14 protein-coding genes and 2 riboswitches are annotated in these 16,780 nt (G+C 69.6%); of the genes, 3 read left to right on the top strand and 11 right to left on the bottom strand.

Going from position 1 to position 16,780, the window contains the following annotated elements; genetic code table 11:
• Positions 1-127: 127 nt before the first annotated feature.
• Together AB0O44_RS10175 and AB0O44_RS10170 are read right to left on the bottom strand one after the other, a co-directional pair.
• Complete coding sequence (locus tag AB0O44_RS10175) at positions 128-1,276, bottom strand: homoserine O-acetyltransferase (RefSeq protein ID WP_364137027.1); 1,149 nt, start codon at positions 1,274-1,276, stop codon at positions 128-130.
• A 13-nt stretch (positions 1,277-1,289) separates the two neighbouring features.
• Positions 1,290-1,405, bottom strand: a riboswitch (SAM riboswitch).
• Between the two features lie 183 nt (positions 1,406-1,588).
• Positions 1,589-2,905 carry a bifunctional o-acetylhomoserine/o-acetylserine sulfhydrylase gene (locus AB0O44_RS10170; RefSeq protein ID WP_364137025.1) on the bottom strand — a complete coding sequence of 439 codons (1,317 nt, stop codon included), beginning with the start codon at positions 2,903-2,905 and terminating at the stop codon, positions 1,589-1,591.
• An 85-nt stretch (positions 2,906-2,990) separates the two neighbouring features.
• Positions 2,991-3,107: riboswitch (SAM riboswitch) on the bottom strand.
• A 192-nt stretch (positions 3,108-3,299) separates the two neighbouring features.
• Between AB0O44_RS10170 and AB0O44_RS10165 the strand changes: the two genes are divergently transcribed.
• Positions 3,300-3,938, top strand: coding sequence for a VOC family protein (locus AB0O44_RS10165; RefSeq protein WP_290258432.1), 639 nt, complete (start codon positions 3,300-3,302; stop codon positions 3,936-3,938).
• 148 nt (positions 3,939-4,086) lie between these two features.
• On the opposite strand, the gene AB0O44_RS10160 is transcribed toward AB0O44_RS10165, so the two are convergent.
• Positions 4,087-4,854, bottom strand: a complete 768-nt coding sequence (locus AB0O44_RS10160; RefSeq protein ID WP_290258433.1) for a type II CAAX endopeptidase family protein — start codon at positions 4,852-4,854, stop codon at positions 4,087-4,089.
• A gap of 80 nt (positions 4,855-4,934) precedes the next feature.
• Here AB0O44_RS10160 and AB0O44_RS10155 point away from each other — a divergent pair, with 80 nt between their 5' ends.
• The gene (locus tag AB0O44_RS10155) at positions 4,935-5,591 is read left to right on the top strand and encodes a histidine phosphatase family protein (protein ID WP_364137315.1); all 657 of its coding nucleotides are present in this window, start codon (positions 4,935-4,937) and stop codon (positions 5,589-5,591) included.
• Positions 5,592-5,596: 5 nt separating this feature from the next.
• Here the strand turns inward: AB0O44_RS10155 and hutI are convergent, their stop codons facing one another.
• Genes hutI through tdh form a run of 4 tightly spaced genes read right to left on the bottom strand, consistent with a single transcriptional unit; the run spans position 5,597 to position 10,309 of the window.
• Positions 5,597-6,808 carry an imidazolonepropionase gene (gene hutI, locus AB0O44_RS10150; protein WP_364137023.1) on the bottom strand — a complete coding sequence of 404 codons (1,212 nt, stop codon included), beginning with the start codon at positions 6,806-6,808 and terminating at the stop codon, positions 5,597-5,599.
• A gap of 11 nt (positions 6,809-6,819) precedes the next feature.
• Positions 6,820-7,935, bottom strand: a complete 1,116-nt coding sequence (locus AB0O44_RS10145; protein ID WP_364137021.1) for an FAD-dependent oxidoreductase — start codon at positions 7,933-7,935, stop codon at positions 6,820-6,822.
• A 58-nt stretch (positions 7,936-7,993) separates the two neighbouring features.
• Positions 7,994-9,205 carry a glycine C-acetyltransferase gene (locus AB0O44_RS10140; protein ID WP_364137020.1) on the bottom strand — a complete coding sequence of 404 codons (1,212 nt, stop codon included), beginning with the start codon at positions 9,203-9,205 and terminating at the stop codon, positions 7,994-7,996.
• A gap of 57 nt (positions 9,206-9,262) precedes the next feature.
• Positions 9,263-10,309: an L-threonine 3-dehydrogenase gene (tdh, locus tag AB0O44_RS10135; protein ID WP_364137019.1), complete on the bottom strand. Its 1,047-nt coding sequence runs from the start codon at positions 10,307-10,309 to the stop codon at positions 9,263-9,265.
• Positions 10,310-10,453: 144 nt separating this feature from the next.
• Here tdh and AB0O44_RS10130 point away from each other — a divergent pair, with 144 nt between their 5' ends.
• Entirely contained in the window at positions 10,454-11,362 is a 909-nt protein-coding gene (locus AB0O44_RS10130; protein WP_290258438.1) for a LysR family transcriptional regulator, read from the top strand.
• Positions 11,363-11,365: 3 nt separating this feature from the next.
• Here the strand turns inward: AB0O44_RS10130 and gatB are convergent, their stop codons facing one another.
• From gatB to AB0O44_RS10110, 4 genes are all read right to left on the bottom strand, one after another.
• On the bottom strand, positions 11,366-12,871 hold the full coding sequence (gene gatB / locus AB0O44_RS10125; protein ID WP_364137017.1) for an Asp-tRNA(Asn)/Glu-tRNA(Gln) amidotransferase subunit GatB: 1,506 nt from the start codon (positions 12,869-12,871) through the stop codon (positions 11,366-11,368).
• Positions 12,871-14,451, bottom strand: a complete 1,581-nt coding sequence (gene gatA, locus AB0O44_RS10120; RefSeq protein ID WP_364137015.1) for an Asp-tRNA(Asn)/Glu-tRNA(Gln) amidotransferase subunit GatA — start codon at positions 14,449-14,451, stop codon at positions 12,871-12,873. Before gatA ends, gatB begins: the two co-directional genes overlap by 1 nt.
• A 3-nt stretch (positions 14,452-14,454) precedes the next feature.
• Positions 14,455-14,751, bottom strand: coding sequence for an Asp-tRNA(Asn)/Glu-tRNA(Gln) amidotransferase subunit GatC (gene gatC / locus AB0O44_RS10115; protein ID WP_364137013.1), 297 nt, complete (start codon positions 14,749-14,751; stop codon positions 14,455-14,457).
• 412 nt (positions 14,752-15,163) lie between these two features.
• Positions 15,164-16,687 (bottom strand): CitMHS family transporter, encoded by a 1,524-nt coding sequence (locus AB0O44_RS10110; RefSeq protein WP_364137011.1) that lies wholly within the window; start codon positions 16,685-16,687, stop codon positions 15,164-15,166.
• Between the last annotated feature and the right edge of the window lie 93 nt (positions 16,688-16,780).

Raw genomic sequence — 16,780 nt, 5'->3', positions numbered from 1 at the left:
ACCACACGCGGTCATTCTCCACGAGTATGGAGTGTCACCGCCGCAGCCTCAACGACCAATCGCGCAGAGCCTATCTGCAAAATTGCACACCAGTCCCCGGCAAGAGCCAGCGAAGAAGCCTTGATGCTCAGGCGAAGAACGCCTCCCGGAGGACGCCGCCGAGCTGGCCGATCTCGGTCAGGAACCCGTCGTGGCCGATCGGGGCCGAGATGACGTGCATGGGCACCTCCCCCGGCAGGGCCGCCGCGAGCTCCCGGGACTGTTCGGGAAAGTACAGCCGGTCCGAGTCCACGGCGGCGATGAAGAACTCGGCGGTAGCCCCGGCGAGCGCCTGCTGCAGGTTTCCGCGGCCACGGGCGACGTCGTGGCTCATCAGCGCTTCGGTGATCGCGATGTAGCTGTTGGCGTCGAAGCGCTGCACCAGTTTATTGCCCTGGTGGTCCAGGTAGCTCTCCACCTGGTAGCGGCCGCGGCCGGACAGCGGCCCGGGCGCGAGCGGTGTCTCGCCGTCCTGACCGGTCCGGCCGAAGCGGCCCTCCAGTTCGGCGGCCGAGCGGTAGGTGATGTGCGCGATCCGCCGGGCCAGCGCCAGGCCCTCATGCGGCTCGGGGCCGCCGTAGTAGTCGCCGCCATTGAAGCGCGGGTCCTGACGGATCGCGAGGGTCTGGGCCTGGGCGAAGGCGATCTGTTCGGCGGTGCTGTAGGCGCCGACGGCGATCACGGCGCAGCGGCGCACGCGTTCCGGGTAGCTGACGGCCCACTCCAGGGCCCGGGCGCCGCCGAGGGAGCCGCCGAGCACGGCGTGCCATCGGTGGATGCCCAGCGCGTCGGCCAGCCGGGCCTCGGCGGCGGTGCTGTCGCGCAGGGTGACGAGGGGGAAGCGGGATCCCCAGGGCCGGCCGTCGGGCGCCGGCGTGGACGGGCCGGTGGAGCCGTAGCAGCCGCCGAGGATGTTGATGGACACCACGAAGTACCGGTCCGTGTCCACGGGCGCGCCGGGGCCGGCGAGCTGTTCCCACCAGCCAGGCTCCCCGCCGGCGCCGCGGGTGACGTGGGTGTCCCCGGTCAGGGCGTGCTCGATCAGAACGGCGTTGGAGGCGTCCGCGTTCAGGGTGCCCCAGGTCTCGTAGGCCAGCACCACGTCCGGCAGGACGGCGCCGGATTCGAGTTCCAGGGCGCCGACGGACAGGTACCGCACGGTGCCTTCGGGGGCGGCGGCGTTTCCTGCTGCGGGGCTGGTGGCGGGTACACCCGTTCGGGTGACGGCAATCGTCATGTTAAAAGACCTCACTTCGCGCTTGCCTGCCGTCAATTGACCGGCAGGCCAGGTCTTCACCCGGGGCACCCCGCCGCAAAAGGAGGGTTGCCGGCCAGCAAGCCGGGGCTGTCGCTGGCACTCATGACCTGCACCGAGTCTACGAAAGAGGGCGGCGTCGTGGCGAAGATTGTGACTTCCATGTGACAGCCGCCCGCCCCGCCGCCCCGTTTCCCCACCTTTGAAGGCCAAGGCGGGCGGGTCGCCGCGGACACGCCGCGCCGGCCGCCGTCGGGCCCGCAAAGGTGGGGAAATCCGGCAGGGGTCCCGGACCTAGCCGGTCTTCGCGGCGCGGAAGCCGGCGTCGAGGTCCGCCAGGATGTCGTCGATGTGCTCCAGGCCCACCGAGAGCCGGACCAGGCCCGGGTGGACGCCCGCCACCGCCTGCTGCTCCGGGCTGAGCTGGCTGTGCGTGGTCGACGCCGGGTGGATCACCAGCGAGCGCACGTCGCCGATGTTCGCCACGTGCGAGTGCAGCTCCAGGGCATCGACGAAGCGCTTGCCGGCCTCCACTCCCCCGGCGATGACGAAGGAGACGACGGCGCCCGTACCGCGGGGACCGTACTTCCGGCCGCGCTCGTACCAGGGGCTCGAGGGCAGCCCCGCGTAGGCGACCGATTCGACGTCCTCCCGGCCCTCCAGCCATTCGGCCACCCGGGTGGCGTTGGCGACGTGCCGCTCCACCCGCAGGCTCAGCGTCTCGATGCCCTGGGCGATCAGGAAGGCGTTGAAGGGCGCGACGGCGGAGCCGAGGTCGCGCAGCAGCTGGACCCGGGCCTTGAGGATGTAGGAGAGGTTGGCCCCCAGTGCGCCGTCCGCGCCCAGGTCCCGGGCGTAGACCAGGCCGTTGTAGCTGGGGTCGGGGGTGTTGAAGCCGGGGTACCGCTCCGGGTCCGCGCCGAAGTCGAACTTCCCGGAGTCCACGATCACACCGGCGATCGCCGAGCCGTGGCCGCCCAGGTACTTCGTGGCCGAGTGCACCACGATGTCCGCGCCCCACTCCAGCGGCCGGATCAGGTACGGGGTGGCGAGGGTGTTGTCCACGATCAGCGGCACCCCTGCCTGGTGGGCCACGTCCGAGATTCCCTCGATGTCCAGGACGTCCTGGCGCGGATTGGAGACCACCTCCCCGAAGAACAGCTTGGTGTTCGGCTGCACCGCCTCGCGCCACTGGTCCAGGTTGTCCGGGTCCGCCACGAAGGTCACGGAGATGCCGAACTTCTTCAGAGTGTGGGCCAGCAGGTTGTAGGTGCCGCCATAGAGGCTGGGGCTGGCCACCACGTGGTCCCCGGCCTCGGCGATGTTGAGGATGGCGAAGGTTTCCGCCGCCTGCCCGGAACTGAGCAGCAGCGCGCCGAGGCCGCCCTCCAGGCTGGCGATGCGCTGTTCGACCGCGTCCTGGGTGGGGTTGCCGATTCGGGTGTAGATGGGGGCGAGCTCGGCCAGGGCGAACCGGTTGGCGGCGCTCTCGGCGCTCGGGAAGACGAACGACGTCGTCTGGTAGATCGGCAGCGCACGGGCGCCGGTGGCGGCGTCCGGCTGCTGGCCGGCGTGAATCTGACGGGTTTCAAAGGACCAGGCGTTGGACATGGTGTCTCCTGTGACTGGGCTCAGGACGGCACCGCCTCCCGGGTCCTGCGCCGCTGGCAGGTCCCGGAATATCGTCACGGCCCTGGCGCCGCGCTTGCCCCGCCGGCGGTCGCCGGAGGGCCAGGTCTTCACCCGGGGCACCCCACCGCGCAAGGAGGGTTGCCGGCCAGCGAGCCGGGGCTTGGCGCTGGCACTCATGACCTGCTCCCAGTGTAGGAAGCCGGAAACCGGTCCGGATAGCTTTGTGACAAAGATGAAGAAACCGGTCCCCGGGACGGCTTCTCCGGCGGATTTCCCCGGCCGCGCCGGGCGGCACGGGGACCCTCCGGGCGGCGCCGGCGAGGTTAGGACAGCCTAAGCTGAGAGGTCCATCACAAAGTGCCAAGATGAGGGCATGCGCATGGATCACGTCTCTTACGCCTGTGAAAAGGATGGCCTCGCGGCCACCACCGACCGTATCGCCACGGCCCTCGGGGTCGAGGCCGTCAAGGGCGGCGTGCACCCCCGATTCGGCACCCGCAACATGATCATCCCCCTCGCCGGGCACAAGTACCTGGAGGTCGTGGAGGTCCTGGACCACCCGGCGTCGGACAAGGCACCGTTCGGCCAGGCGGTCCGCGCCCGCTCCGCCGCCGGCGGCGGCTGGATGGGCTGGTGCGTTGAGGTCGACGACCTGGCACCCTTCGAGGAACGCCTGGGCCGCGCCGCGGTCAACGGCAACCGCAAGTTCCCCGATGGCCGTGAACTGGTCTGGAAGCAGATCGGCATCCTGGGCCTGATCGCGGATCCGCAGGTGCCCTACATGCTCAAGTGGGAGGGCGACCCGGCCCTGCACCCGTCCAACGCCTACGAGAGCTCGGTGAAGATGTCCGAGCTGACCATCGCGGGCTCCGCGCAGCGGGTCACCGAGTGGCTGGGCGAACCGGTGGAGAAGCCGCTGGAGGACGTGGCCGTGAACTGGCAGGCCCCGCACGGCACGCCGGGCATCCTCTCGGTCACCTTCGAGACCGCTTCCGGAGCCGTCACCATCTAGGGCTTCGGCCCGCCACAACTTCGGCCGCCGGCCGCGGGTGTCAATGACGCCACCCGCCGCCGGGGGCCGAAACTCTTTAAGCCGCTCCCCGCCTCGTCGTGCGGGTCAGGGCACCGCAGGACACGTCTCCGCAGGAATCCCAGAAGCCTCAGCCCAGGCCGACCGCCTTGCCGAACAGGCTGAAGCCCACGAACGCCACGATGTCCAGCAGCGCGTGCGCGATCACCAGCGGCATCACCCGCCGGGTCCGGGTGTAGACCAGGGCGAAGATGACGCCCATGATGGCGTTGCCGATGAACGGCCCGAACCCCTGGTACAGGTGGTAGCTGCCGCGCAGGATTGAGCTCGCGGCGATGGCCGCCGGCAGCCGCCAGCCGAGTTTACCGAACCGGTCCAGCAGGTATCCCACCACGATCACCTCCTCGACGATCCCGTGCCGGATGGCGGAGAGGACCAGGACGGGCACGGTCCACCAGTAGGTGCCCAGCGCGCTCGGGATGATCGCCGTCGTGATGCCCAGGGCCCGGCCGGCGGCATAGAGGCCCAGCGACGGGATGCCGATCAGCAGGAACAGGCCCACACCCTGCAGCAGGTCCTTTCCGGGGCGTGCGAAATCGAACCCGAGCTTCCGGAATGCCGAGCCGCCGGGGGTCCCCGGCTCGCGGGGACCGGTGAGGAAGTAGAGCACCAGCAGCACGGGGACGAGCGCGAAGGCGATGTCCAGCAGCTGGTAGGTCAGGTCGAAGTACTCGCGGCTGCTCTGGGAGCGGTTCAGCGTTGAGGTCCCCTGGGCCAGCGGCGCCTGCGAGAGCTTGTCCAGCAACTGCACCACCGAGTACACCGCCGACTGCCCCAGCGAGAGTCCCAGCACAATCCATACTTCGAACCGCACACGGCGGCGGGAGGTAACCAGCATGGTCCTATCTTGCCTGCCGTTGCCGGGAGTTGGCCGGACGCGCCTAAGCTGGGGCTGTGAGCGCGCCCGGGAAAATCCTGATGATCCGGCACGGCCAGTCCGCCGCCAATGCCGACACCTCCATCTACAACCGGGTGCCCGATTACCGCATCCCGCTGACCGATCTGGGCGTCGAGCAGGCCCGGGCCGCCGGCGTCGAACTCCGCCGCCAGCTGGACGGGCAGCAGGTCTGCGTCTACGTCTCCCCCTATCTGCGTGCCTACCAGACCCTCGAAGCGCTGGACCTGGGCAACCTGACCGAGCGGGTCATCGAGGAGCCCCGGCTGCGGGAGCAGGACTGGGCGAACTTCCAGATCGCCGGTGACATCGAGGACCAGAAGGAGCTCCGGAACGCCTACGGGCACTTCTTCTACCGGTTCCGCGAGGGCGAGTCCGGGTCCGATGTCTACGACCGGATCTCCTCGTTCATGGAGACCCTGTACCGGCACTGGTCCAAACCGGACTACGCGCCCAACGCCCTGTTCGTTACGCACGGGCTGACCATGCGGCTGTTCTGCATGCGCTGGTTCCACTGGTCCGTGGAGTACTTCGAGTCGTTGAACAACCCGGACAACGCCGAGCTGCGCACCCTGCACCGCACCGGGGACGGGAAGTACGAACTCGACAAGCCGTTCAGCCAGTGGGTGGAGCGGCGCGTGGACGAGACCGTGCTGCACGCCCCGCCCATGGTCTTCTAGAAGGTTTAGCGGGCGCGGACCCCGGCGCGCCAGACGGCGTGGGTCAGCGGCATGCCCGGCCGGTAGGCCAGGTGGGTGGCCGAGGGGGCGTTGAGCAGGTGCAGGTCCGCGCGGTGGCCGACGGCGATCGACCCCACAGCGCGTTCGCCGTCGACGTCGTTCCCCGACTCCCGGCCCAGCGCCAGCGCCCCGCCGTAGGTCGCGGCGCGGACCGCCTCGTGCACGCTGAGCCGCATCTGCAGCACCGCGGTGGTGACGCAGAAGGCCATGGAGCTGGTGTAGGAGGTGCCGGGGTTGGCGTTGGAGGCGAGGGCCAGCTGGACGCCGGCGTCCAGCAGTTCGCGGCCGGGGGCCAGCGGCTGCCGGGTGGAGAGGTCGCAGGCCGGCAGGCAGGTGGCCACCGTGCCGCGCTCCCCGGCGCCGGCCGCGGCTTCCCAGCCGGACCAGCTGTCCGCGAGGTCGCGCACGTCCTCCCGGGACAGGTAATTCACGTGGTCCACGCTGGCGGCCCCGAACTCCACCGCCAGCCGCACGCCCGGGCCCTCGCCGAGCTGGTTGCCGTGCAGCCGCAGGCCCAGGCCAGCCTCCCGGCAGGCCGCCAGCACGCGGCGGGACTGCTCCTCGGTGAAGGCGCCGCGTTCGCAGAAGACGTCGGCCCAGCGCACGTAGGGCCGGACCGCTGCAAGTATCGGACCGCAGACCAGGTCCGTGTACTCCTCGGCGTCCATGCCAGCCGGGACCAGGTGGGCGCCGAGGTAGGTGACCTCGTCGGCGACCGTGGAGGCGATCCGGGCGCTGCGGGCCTCGTTGTCCACGTCAAGCCCGTAGCCGGTCTTGGTCTCCAGGTACGTGGTGCCCTGCGAGACGGCCTCCGCCACCCGGCCCAGCGCCAGGCGGGTGAGGTCGAAGTCACCGGTCGCCCGGGTCGCGCCCATGGTCACGGCGATGCCGCCGGCGCTGTACTCCTCCCCCGCCATCCGCGCCTCGAACTCCGCGGTTCGGTCGCCGGCGAAGACCAGGTGCGTGTGCGAGTCCACCCAGCCGGGCAGCAGCGCACGCCCCGCGGCGTCGATGGCGTCGTCCGCGGCCGGGGCGTCCCCGGCGGGGCCCAGCCAGGCGATGCGTTCGCCCTCGATGACCACGGCGGCGTCGTGCAGGACCCGGTACTCGAGGTCCTGCGTCATCAGTTCGCCGATATTGGTGATCAGGGTGCTCATGGGTCCATTCTTCAGGCCCGGATGGACATCCGCGTCGCCGCCAGCGCCGCCGCTGTCCGGGATGCCGGACTGTCGGCCGGGAACGGCGCCCCGGCCGCCTGACCGGCGAGGATCAGTCCGGCGGCGAGTTCGGCGATCCCGGAGGAGGTCTGGAAGCCATAGCCGCCCTGGCCGGCGAGCCAGAAGAAGCCCGGCGCCTCGGCGTCGAACCCCACCACCGGGATGCCGTCGGAGGCCTCGGTGCGCAGCCCGGTCCAGGCCCGGCTGACGGCGTTGATGCCGAGGGTGGTCACCTCGTTCAAGCGGGCGATCAGGGCCTCGACGTCGCCGGGGTACGGCCGGGCGTCCTCGGGTCCGCTGGGGACCTTCTCCGAGGGCGAGATCAGCACCTGGTGCCTGCCGTCCGGGCGGAAGTAGAAGCTGTCCGTGGCGGCCACCATCGGGCAGCCGGGCGGAAGCGGATTCTCGACGTCGACGATCGCCGCGGTGCGGCGGAAGGGCTGCAGGCCGAGCTTCTCGACGCCGGCAAGGACGGCGAGCTCATCCGCCCAGGCGCCCGCGGCGTTGACCACGACGGCGGTGGAGAGCGCCTCCTGCCCGGCGCCCAGTTCCCAGCCCGAGCCCGTGCGCTGCGCGGAGTGGATGCGGGCGCCGGTGATGATGTCCACGCCGCCGGCGACGGCCCGCTCCCGGTGGTCCTCCAGCAGCAGGGAGGCGTTGCAGGCGAAGGAGCCGGAGTCCAGCCCGGCGGAGGTGAAGCTCTCCGGTTTCAGCGCCGGGCAGAGCTTGAGCGCCTCGTCGTGGCCGATCAGGTGCATGAAGCCGCTGGCCTGCTCGCGGACCGCGTCCTCGTCGCCGATCAGCATAAACCGCCGGGGCGAGAGGACGGGTTCGGGGCGGGTGCCCTCGTGCGTGCCGATCAGTTCCAGCGTGCGCAGCGTCAGGTCCCGGACCACGGGCGGGCCGTAACTGGGGATGAGCTGCCGGGCCGAGCGCGCCGAGGTGTGGTAGCCCAGCGTCTGCTCGGCCTCGACCAGCGCCACGCTGCACTTGCCGGCCAGCGCCGAGGCCAGGGACAGTCCGGCAATGCCGCCGCCGGCAATCACAACATCGTAATGAGCTGACATGTGACCCATCCTCGCACCCGGCGGGGACATCCGTCAGCAGGTCTTGCGGACCGGGTTGCTACGCGGCGGCGACCTCCGCGCGGCTGGCCACGAACGCTTGGACGCAGCGTTCGACGTCGTCGGTGCTGTGCGCGGCCGAGAGCTGGACGCGGATCCGGGCGGCACCCTTGGGGACCACGGGGTAGCTGAAGGCGGTGACGAAGACGCCGTGGCCGAGCATGGCGTCGGCGACCTTGGCGGCCATGACGGCGTCGCCGAACATCACCGGGACGATCGCGTGTTCGCCGTCGAGCAGCTCGAAGCCCTCCTCGGCCATCCGGCGGCGGAACAGCCCGGCGTTGGCGAAGAGCTTTCCGCGCAGCTCCGCGGAGTTCTCCACCAGGTCCAGGGCCTTCAGGGTGGCGGCGACGATCGCGGGGGCCAGGGAGTTCGAGAACAGGTAGGGGCGGGCCTTCTGCCGGAGCATGGCGACGACCTCGCGGCGGCCGGAGACGTAGCCGCCGGAGGCACCGCCGAGGGCCTTGCCGAAGGTGCCGGTGTAGATGTCCACCCGGTCCGAGACGCCCGCGTGTTCGGGGGTGCCGGCGCCGGTGGGACCCATGAAGCCGACGGCGTGCGAGTCGTCCACCATGACCATGGCGTCGTACTTGTCGGCCAGGTCGCAGATCGCCTCGAGCGGGGCGAGGTAACCGTCCATGGAGAATACGCCATCGGTGACGATGATCTTGCGGCGGGCCGGATTCTCCTGGTTGTCCGCCTCGATCAGGCGGGCCTCGAGGTCGGCCATGTCCCGGTTGGCGTAGCGGAAGCGGCGGGCCTTGCAGAGCCGGATCCCGTCGATGATGGAGGCGTGGTTCAGGGCGTCGGAGATGACCGCGTCCTCCGGGCCGAAGAGGGACTCGAAGACCCCGCCGTTGGCGTCGAAGCAGGAGGAGAACAGGATGGTGTCCTCGGTGCCGAGGAACGCCGAGACGCGCTTCTCCAGGGCCAGGTGAAGGTCCTGGGTGCCGCAGATGAAGCGGACGCTGGCCATGCCGAAGCCGCGGGAGTCCATGGCGTCCTTGGCGGCGGCGATGATCTCCGCGTGGTCGGCCAGGCCCAGGTAGTTGTTGGCACAGAAGTTCAGCACGTCCGTGCCGGGCTGGCCGAGCTGGCCGGCCGTGATGTGGTTGGCCTGCGGCGAATCGATGTGCCGCTCGGTCTTGAACAGGCCGGCGCTGCGGATCTCATCGAGTTCGTGCTGCAGCTGGTCCTTGATGGCTGAATACATGGTCGGTGCGCTCCTGGGCTGGGTGGGTGGTTGTACGGTACCGGAATGGGCCGGGGCCTAGAAGCCGGTCCAGTCGAGGACGACCTTGCCGCCGACGCCGGCACGGGCGATCTCGAAGCCCTTCTCCCACTCGGAGGCGGGCAGGGTGTCGGTGACGACGGCAGAGATGTTCGCGTGCAGCACCGGGTTGGAGGAGAGCATGGCGCTCATGGCGTACCAGGTCTCGAACATCTCGCGGCCGTAGATGCCCTTCATGGTGAGCATGTGGGTGACGACCTTGCCCCAGTCGATGTCGATGGACTGGCTGGGCAGGCCGAGCATGGCGATCCGGCCGCCGTGGTTCATGTTCTCGATCATTTCCGGCAGGGCGGTGGGGTGGCCGGACATTTCCATGCCGACGTCGAAGCCCTCGCGCATGCCCAGTTCGCGCTGGGCGTCCTTGACCCGGGTGGTGGAGACGTCGATCGCGAGGTCGACGCCGAGCGTGCGGGCCAGGGCCAGGCGCGGGGCGGAGACGTCGGTGATGGCAATCTTGCGGGCGCCGGCGTGGCGGGCGACGGCGATCGCCATCAGGCCGATGGGTCCGGCGCCGGTGATCAGGACGTCCTCGCCGACCAGCGGGAAGCTCAGGGCGGTGTGGACGGCGTTGCCGAACGGGTCGAAGATGGCGCCGAGTTCCGGGGTGACGGACGGGTCGTGGTGGACCCAGACGTTGGTCTCGGGGATCACGACGTATTCGGCGAAGGCGCCGTCGCGCTGGACGCCGACGCTGACGGTATTGATGCACATCTGCTTGCGGCCGGCGCGGCAGTTGCGGCAGATCCCGCAGACGATGTGGCCTTCGCCGGAAACCCGGTCGCCGGCCTTGACGTCCAGGACGTCCTCGCCGACCTCCACCACCTCGCCGTAGAACTCGTGGCCGGCGATCAGCGGGGCGTTGATCATGCCCTGGGCCCAGGCGTCCCAGGACTGGATGTGCAGGTCCGTGCCGCAGATGCCGGTGGTCATCACCCGGATCTTGACGTCCCCGGCCCCGGTCTCCGGTTCCGGCCGGTCGACGAGGTCGAATCCGGCGTGCGCTCCGGACTTGTAGAGAGCCTTCATGGGCCTGCCTTACTGTGCTGGTGCCGCCGGGGAGGTGGCGGGGTGTGGGTCAACTCACCCCATTACAACCGCCCGGATGCATTAGCACAACCGAAAATTTCTCAATCGACGATTTAGATTTTTCTTAGCCGTAGGATGGTGGGCATGGAAATCCACCAGCTCGAAATGCTCCGCGAACTCGGCGCCCTGGGCAGCGTCAAGGCCGTCGCCGAAACCCTGCTGGTTACCCCCTCGGCGGTGTCCCAGCAGCTGGCGGCGCTGCAGCGCTCCGTGGAGGTGCCGCTGACCCGCAAGGAGGGCCGGAACCTGGTACTCACCGAGGCCGGGCAGGTGCTCGCCGACGCCGGGGCCGCCGTCGTCAGCGCCATGGCCGAGGCCCGCGCCGCGATCGGCGAATACCACGGCTCCCCCGCCGCGCCGGTGACCCTCAGCGGGTTCCACAGCGCGGGGCAGGCGTTGTTCGCGCCGCTGGCCCGGCTGCTGGCGGGGCCGGGCCGGCCGGAGGTGCGGCTCTCCGACGAAGACGTCGCACAGCAGGACTTCCCGGCCCTGACCGCCCGCTACGACCTGGTCCTGGCCCACCGGATGGACCACAGCCCGCGCTGGCCCGAGGAGCGGGTGGCGGTGATTCCGCTGGCGCACGAACCGCTGGACGTGGCGTTGCCGGCGGGCCACCGGCTGGCCGGGCAGCGGGCGGTGAGCGCGGACGACGTCGTCGGCGAGCCCTGGGTGACCAGCCACGCCGGCTACTCCCCCGCGGACGTGCTCTCCGCCGTCGCCGCCGTGGCCAGCCGGGAGCTGAATATCGTGCACCGGATCAACGACTACTCCACGGTGGCGGCGCTGGTGGCCGCGGGGAGCGTGATCGGGCTGCTCCCCCGGCACACCGCCCGGCCGGTGCTGAACCCCTCGATCGTGCTCAAGCCGCTGGAGGGGATCAGCACCCGGCGCCGGATCGACCTGCTGGCGCGGCCGGAGAACCTTAAACGCCGATCGGTCATGATGGTCTGCGAGGCGCTGCAGACGATCATGACCGATCTGGTGGGGGCTTAGGCTCTAGCCTTCGACGCCGAGGCGCTCCAGGATCAGCTCCCGGACACGGCCGGCGTCGGCCTGGCCGCGGGTGGCCTTCATGACGCCGCCGACGATCGCGCCGATCGCCTGGACCTTGCCGCCGCGGATCTTGTCCGCGACGTCCGGCTGCGTGGCGAGGGCAGCGTCGATGGCTTCGAGCAGCGGGCCATCGTCGGAGACCACGGCGAGGCCGCGCTTCTCGACGATTTCCGCCGGGGTGCCCTCGCCGGCGAGGACGCCGTCGAGGACCTCGGAGGCCATCTTGTTGTTGATCTTGCCGGCCTCCACCATGGTATTCAGTTCCACGATGGTGGCCGGGTTGACGCCCAGCTGGCCGGGGTCGACGTCGGCGTTCTTGGCGCGGCCGACGATCTCGCCCATCCACCATTTGCGGGCCACCGTGGGGGTGGCGCCGGCTGCGATGGTTTCCTCGATCTCGTCCATGACGCCGGCGTTGACGACGTCGCGGAACTCCAGGTCGGAGTAGCCCCAGTCGGCCTGTAGGCGCTTGCGGCGGGCGGCCGGCGGCTCGGGCAGGGTGGCCCGGAGCTCCTCGACCCATTCACGGGAGGCGACGACCGGCACCAGGTCCGGTTCCGGGAAGTACCGGTAGTCGTCCGCGTCGGACTTGGGCCGGCCCGAGGTGGTGGAGCGGGTGTCCTCGTGCCAGTGCCGGGTCTCCTGGATGACCGGTTCACCCGCATCCAGGACGGCGGCGTGCCGCTGGATCTCGTAGCGGACGGCGTGTTCGACGGCGCGCAGCGAGTTCACGTTCTTGGTCTCGGAGCGGATGCCGAAGCGTTCGCGGCCGTGCGGGCGGAGCGAGACGTTAGCGTCGCAGCGGACGTTTCCGCGTTCCATCTTCGCGTCCGAGACGCCGAGGTTCTTGACGATCTCGCGGATCGCGGCGACGTAGGCCTTGGCCAGTTCGGGGGCGCGGCTGCCGGCGCCCTCGATCGGCTTGGTGACGATCTCCACCAGCGGCACGCCGGAGCGGTTGTAGTCCACCAGCGAGTAGTCCGCGCCCTGGATGCGTCCGGCGGCGCCGCCCATGTGGGTGAGCTTGCCGGCGTCTTCTTCCATGTGGGCGCGTTCGATCTCGACCCGGAAGACGGTGCCATCGGAGAGCTCGATGTCCAAGTACCCGTCGTAGGCGATGGGTTCGTCGTACTGCGAGGTCTGGAAGTTCTTCGGGGTGTCCGGGTAGAAGTAGTTCTTCCGGGCGAAACGGCAGGACTCGGCGATCGTGCAGTTCAGCGCCAGGCCGATCTTGATCGAGGACTCGATCGCGGTCTTGTTCACCACCGGCAGGACGCCCGGGAGGCCCAGGTCCACCTCATTGACGTTGGTGTTCGGCTCGTCGCCGAAGACGTTCGGCGCGGAGGAGAACATCTTGGTCTTGGTGTTCAGCTCGACGTGGACCTCGAAGCCGAGGACGGGGTCGTACTTCTCCATCGCCTCTTCGAAGCTGAGGGTTGCGTCAGTCATTAGTGTGAACCTCCGTGGCTCAGGGCGGCGGCAGCCGCAGAAGAAGCAGCCGTAGAAGAATCAGTGAGTGAAGGGGCCTTCGCCAGCAGGGGACCGCCCCACTGTTCCTCGAGCAGCGACTCGAGCACGGCGCCGACACGGTAGAGGCGGGCGTCCTGCCGGGCCGGGGCCAGCAGCTGGACACCGACGGGCAGGCCGTCCTCGTCCGCCAGGCCGCCGGGCAGGGACAGGCCGGGGACACCGGCCATGTTCGCCGGGATGGTGGCGACGTCGTTGAGGTACATCGCCAGCGGGTCGTCCAGCTTCTCGCCGAGCTTGAACGCCGTGGTGGGCGCCGTCGGGGAGATCAGCACGTCGGCCTGGGCGAACGCGGCGTCGAAGTCGCGCTGGATCAGGGTGCGCACCTTCTGGGCCGAACCGTAGTATGCGTCATAGTAGCCGGCGCTCAGGGCGTAGGTGCCCAGGATGATGCGGCGCTTGACCTCGTCGCCGAAGCCGGCCGCGCGGGTGGCGCCCATGACGCGTTCGATGGTCAGCGGACCCTCTTCGGGCAGCACGCGCAGGCCGAACCGGACGCCGTCGAACTTTGCCAGGTTGGAGGAGGCCTCCGAGGGCATGATCAGGTAGTAGGCGCCCAGGGCGTACTTGAAGTTCGGGCAGGAGACCTCGACGATCTCGGCGCCGGCGCCCTTGAGCAGCTCGAGTGCCTCGTTGAAGCGGTTCTCGACGCCGGCCTGGTAGCCCTCGCCGTGGAGTTCCTTGATGATGCCGATCTTCATGCCCTCGACGTTGCCGGTGCGGGCGGCGGCCACCAGGTCCTCCAGCGGGTCCGGCAGCGAGGTGGAGTCGCGCGGGTCGTGGCCGCCGATCACCTGGTGCAGCAGCGCGGAGTCCAGCACGGTGCGGGAGACCGGGCCGATCTGGTCCAGCGAGGAGGCCATGGCGATCGCGCCGTAGCGGGAGACGCCGCCGTAGGTGGGCTTGACGCCGACGGTGCCGGTGACGGCGCCGGGCTGGCGGATGGAGCCGCCGGTGTCCGTGCCGAGGGCCAGCGGGGCCTCGAACGCGGCCACCGCCGCGGCGGACCCGCCGCCGGACCCGCCGGGGATGCGGTCCAGGTCCCACGGGTTGCGGGTGGGGCCGTAGGCGGAGTGCTCGGTGGAGGAGCCCATGGCGAATTCGTCCAGGTTGGTCTTGCCCAGGATCGGCATCCTGGCCGCGCGCAGGCGCTCGACGACGGTGGCGTCGTAGGGGCTGTGCCAGCCCTCGAGGATCTTCGAGCCGGCCGTGGTGGGCTGGCCGACGGTGACGATCAGGTCCTTGACGGCGATCGGGACGCCGGCCAGGACGTGCAGGGCCTCGGCTTCGGCGCCGCCGGCGGCGCGGATGGCGTCCACCTCGGCGGCGACGGCGAGGGCTTCCTCGCCGTTGACGTGCAGGAAGGCGTTGACTTGGCCGTCGACGGCGGCGATGCGGTCCAGGTAGGCCTGGGTGACCTCGACGGCGGTGACCTCGCGGGCGGCCAGCTTCTCGGCGAGCGCGGCGGCGGAGAGGCGGATCAGTTCGTTGGTGTCAGTCATGTCTTAGTCCTCATCCAGGATGGCCGGGACCTTGAAGCGGCCCTCGTACGCGTCGGGGGCGCCGGAGAGCGACTGCTCGGCCGTGAACGTGTGGCCGACGACGTCCTCGCGGAAGACGTTGGTCAGCGGGATCGGGTGGGACGTGGCGGGGACGTCTTCCCCGGCGGCTTCACTGACGGACTTGACCGATTCGACGATGACGGCGAGCTCGCCGGCCATCCTGTCCAGCTCTTCAGCACTCATCTCGATGTGCGCGAGACGCGCGAGATGCGCGACGTCGTCGCGGTTGATCGCAGCCATGGATCTCCCCTGCAAGGTTCGGATTATTTTCCGTCCCAGTCTACGTGGGTTGAACTACGCTTACCGCCCGGCGTGGCCGCCGTGGGACGGCCTGCTGCCTTTCGGCGGCGGGCCGGACGATCCTCCGCGTGCTCGCTCGTCCACCCCCACCGTCCCCCTCCCCTCGCAAGTCCCCACCGGCTCCCAGCCTTCGCAAGCTCAGGCCGGGTCCCGCGCCGGCGTGGCCCCTCGGGCAGGGAACCCTGACGGCGGGGGCCCTCGCTTAGACGCACGCTGGCGGATGTCCGTCCCGTCGCCGATGTGCCTACCTCACCTCACGGCCCCTGTCCGGGGCTCGGGGCCCGGACAACGCAAAGGAGGCAGGGGCGGAAAAACTTCCGCCCCTGCCTCCTTTTGTTTTTCTCTTTCGTTGTCAGCCGATGCCGATGGCTCCGGTGGCCAGGCCTACTCCGAGCATGACCAGGGAGATGACGGCGGTGCGCCAGAGGACCTTCTTGTGGTGGTCGCCCAGGTCCACCTTGGCCAGGGAGACCAGCAGGAGGATGGCCGGGACCAACGGGCTCTGCAGGTGGAAGGGCTGGCCGGTGATGGAGGCGCGGGCCATGTCCGCCGCGCCGACGCCGTAGTGGGCGGCGGTTTCGCTCAGGACCGGAAGGACGCCGAAGTAGAAGGCGTCGTTGCTCATGAAGAACGTCATCGGGATGCTCAGGATGCCGGTGATGACGGCCATCAGCGGGCCCATGTCGGACGGGATGATCTGCACCAGCCACTCGGACATGGCCTTGACCATGCCGGTGCCGTTGAGGACGCCGGTGAGGACAGCGGCGGCCATGACCATGCTGACGACGGCGACGATCGAGGGTGCGTGGGCGATCAGCTGCGCGCTCTGCTCCTTGATCTTCGGGAAGTTGACCAGCAAGGCCACTGCCGAGCCGACCATGAACACGAAGGGCAGCGGCATGATGTTGGCCACGAGGGTCACCATGACGGCCACGGTCAGGGCCAGGTTGAACCAGAACAGCTTCGGCCGCAGGGTGGCGCGGTCCGGATCCAGGGCGGTGTCCGCCATGGCGGAGTCGCGATCGTCCACGAGGTTTTCGGTGCGTTCCAGGACTGCGACGCCGGAGCCACCCGCGGGGGCGCCGCCGGCCGGGGTGCCGGTGCGGCCGGCGCGGCGGCCGGAGGTGCTGGAGGTGCCGGAACCACTGGTGCCCGTGCCGCCGTCGGCCGTTCCGCCGAACTCAACGCCCTCGGCCCAGATCTCCGGGGCGGTGGCGCGGAGGCGGTTGCGTTCCTGCAGGCCCAGCAGCCAGGCGAAGACCATGACCACGGCCAGGCCGACCACCAGCGAGGGGATCATCGGGACGAACACGTCGTTCACGTCGAGCTTCAGCGCGGTGGCGGCGCGGGCGGTGGGACCGCCCCAGGGCAGGATGTTCATGGTGCCGTTGGCCAGGCCGGCCACGCAGGTGAGGACCACCGGGCTCATCTTCAGCCGTAGGTACACCGGCAGCATCGCCGCGGTGGTGAGGATGAAGGTGGTGGAACCGTCGCCGTCGAGCGAGACGGCCGCGGCGAGGACCGCGGTGCCCAGGACCACCTTGGCGGGGTCGTTGCCGAGCTTGCGCAGGATGAACCGCACCAGCGGGTCGAAGAGCCCGACGTCGATCATCAGGCCGAAGTAGATGATGGCGAACATCAGCAGCGCGGCCGTGGAGGTCATCGACTTCATCGAGTCGAGCACCATGGGACCGATGCCCAGGCCCGCGCCGGCAAAGAGTCCAAAAACGGTGGGGACGATGATCAGCGCCAGCACCGGCGTCAGCTTCTTCGTCATGATCAGCACCATGAACACCGCGATCATGGCGAATCCGAGTATTACCAGCACAGCCGGCTCCTTCTTCAGTGGTCCGCACCACTCCGCTGTGATGCGCACTACAGACGTTAGGGTGGCGTGCGTCACGGTGGTGCCTTTGCCTCATTTGATTGGCATACTGCTTGTTGGACGCATTGTGCTCATTTTGCTCAC

It is taken from the genome of Arthrobacter sp. NPDC080082 (assembly GCF_040686595.1).
Classification (GTDB): Bacteria; Actinomycetota; Actinomycetes; order Actinomycetales; family Micrococcaceae; genus Arthrobacter.
The sequence above is the reverse complement of the archived record's forward strand: the minus strand, read 5'-3'. Positions and strand labels throughout refer to the sequence as shown.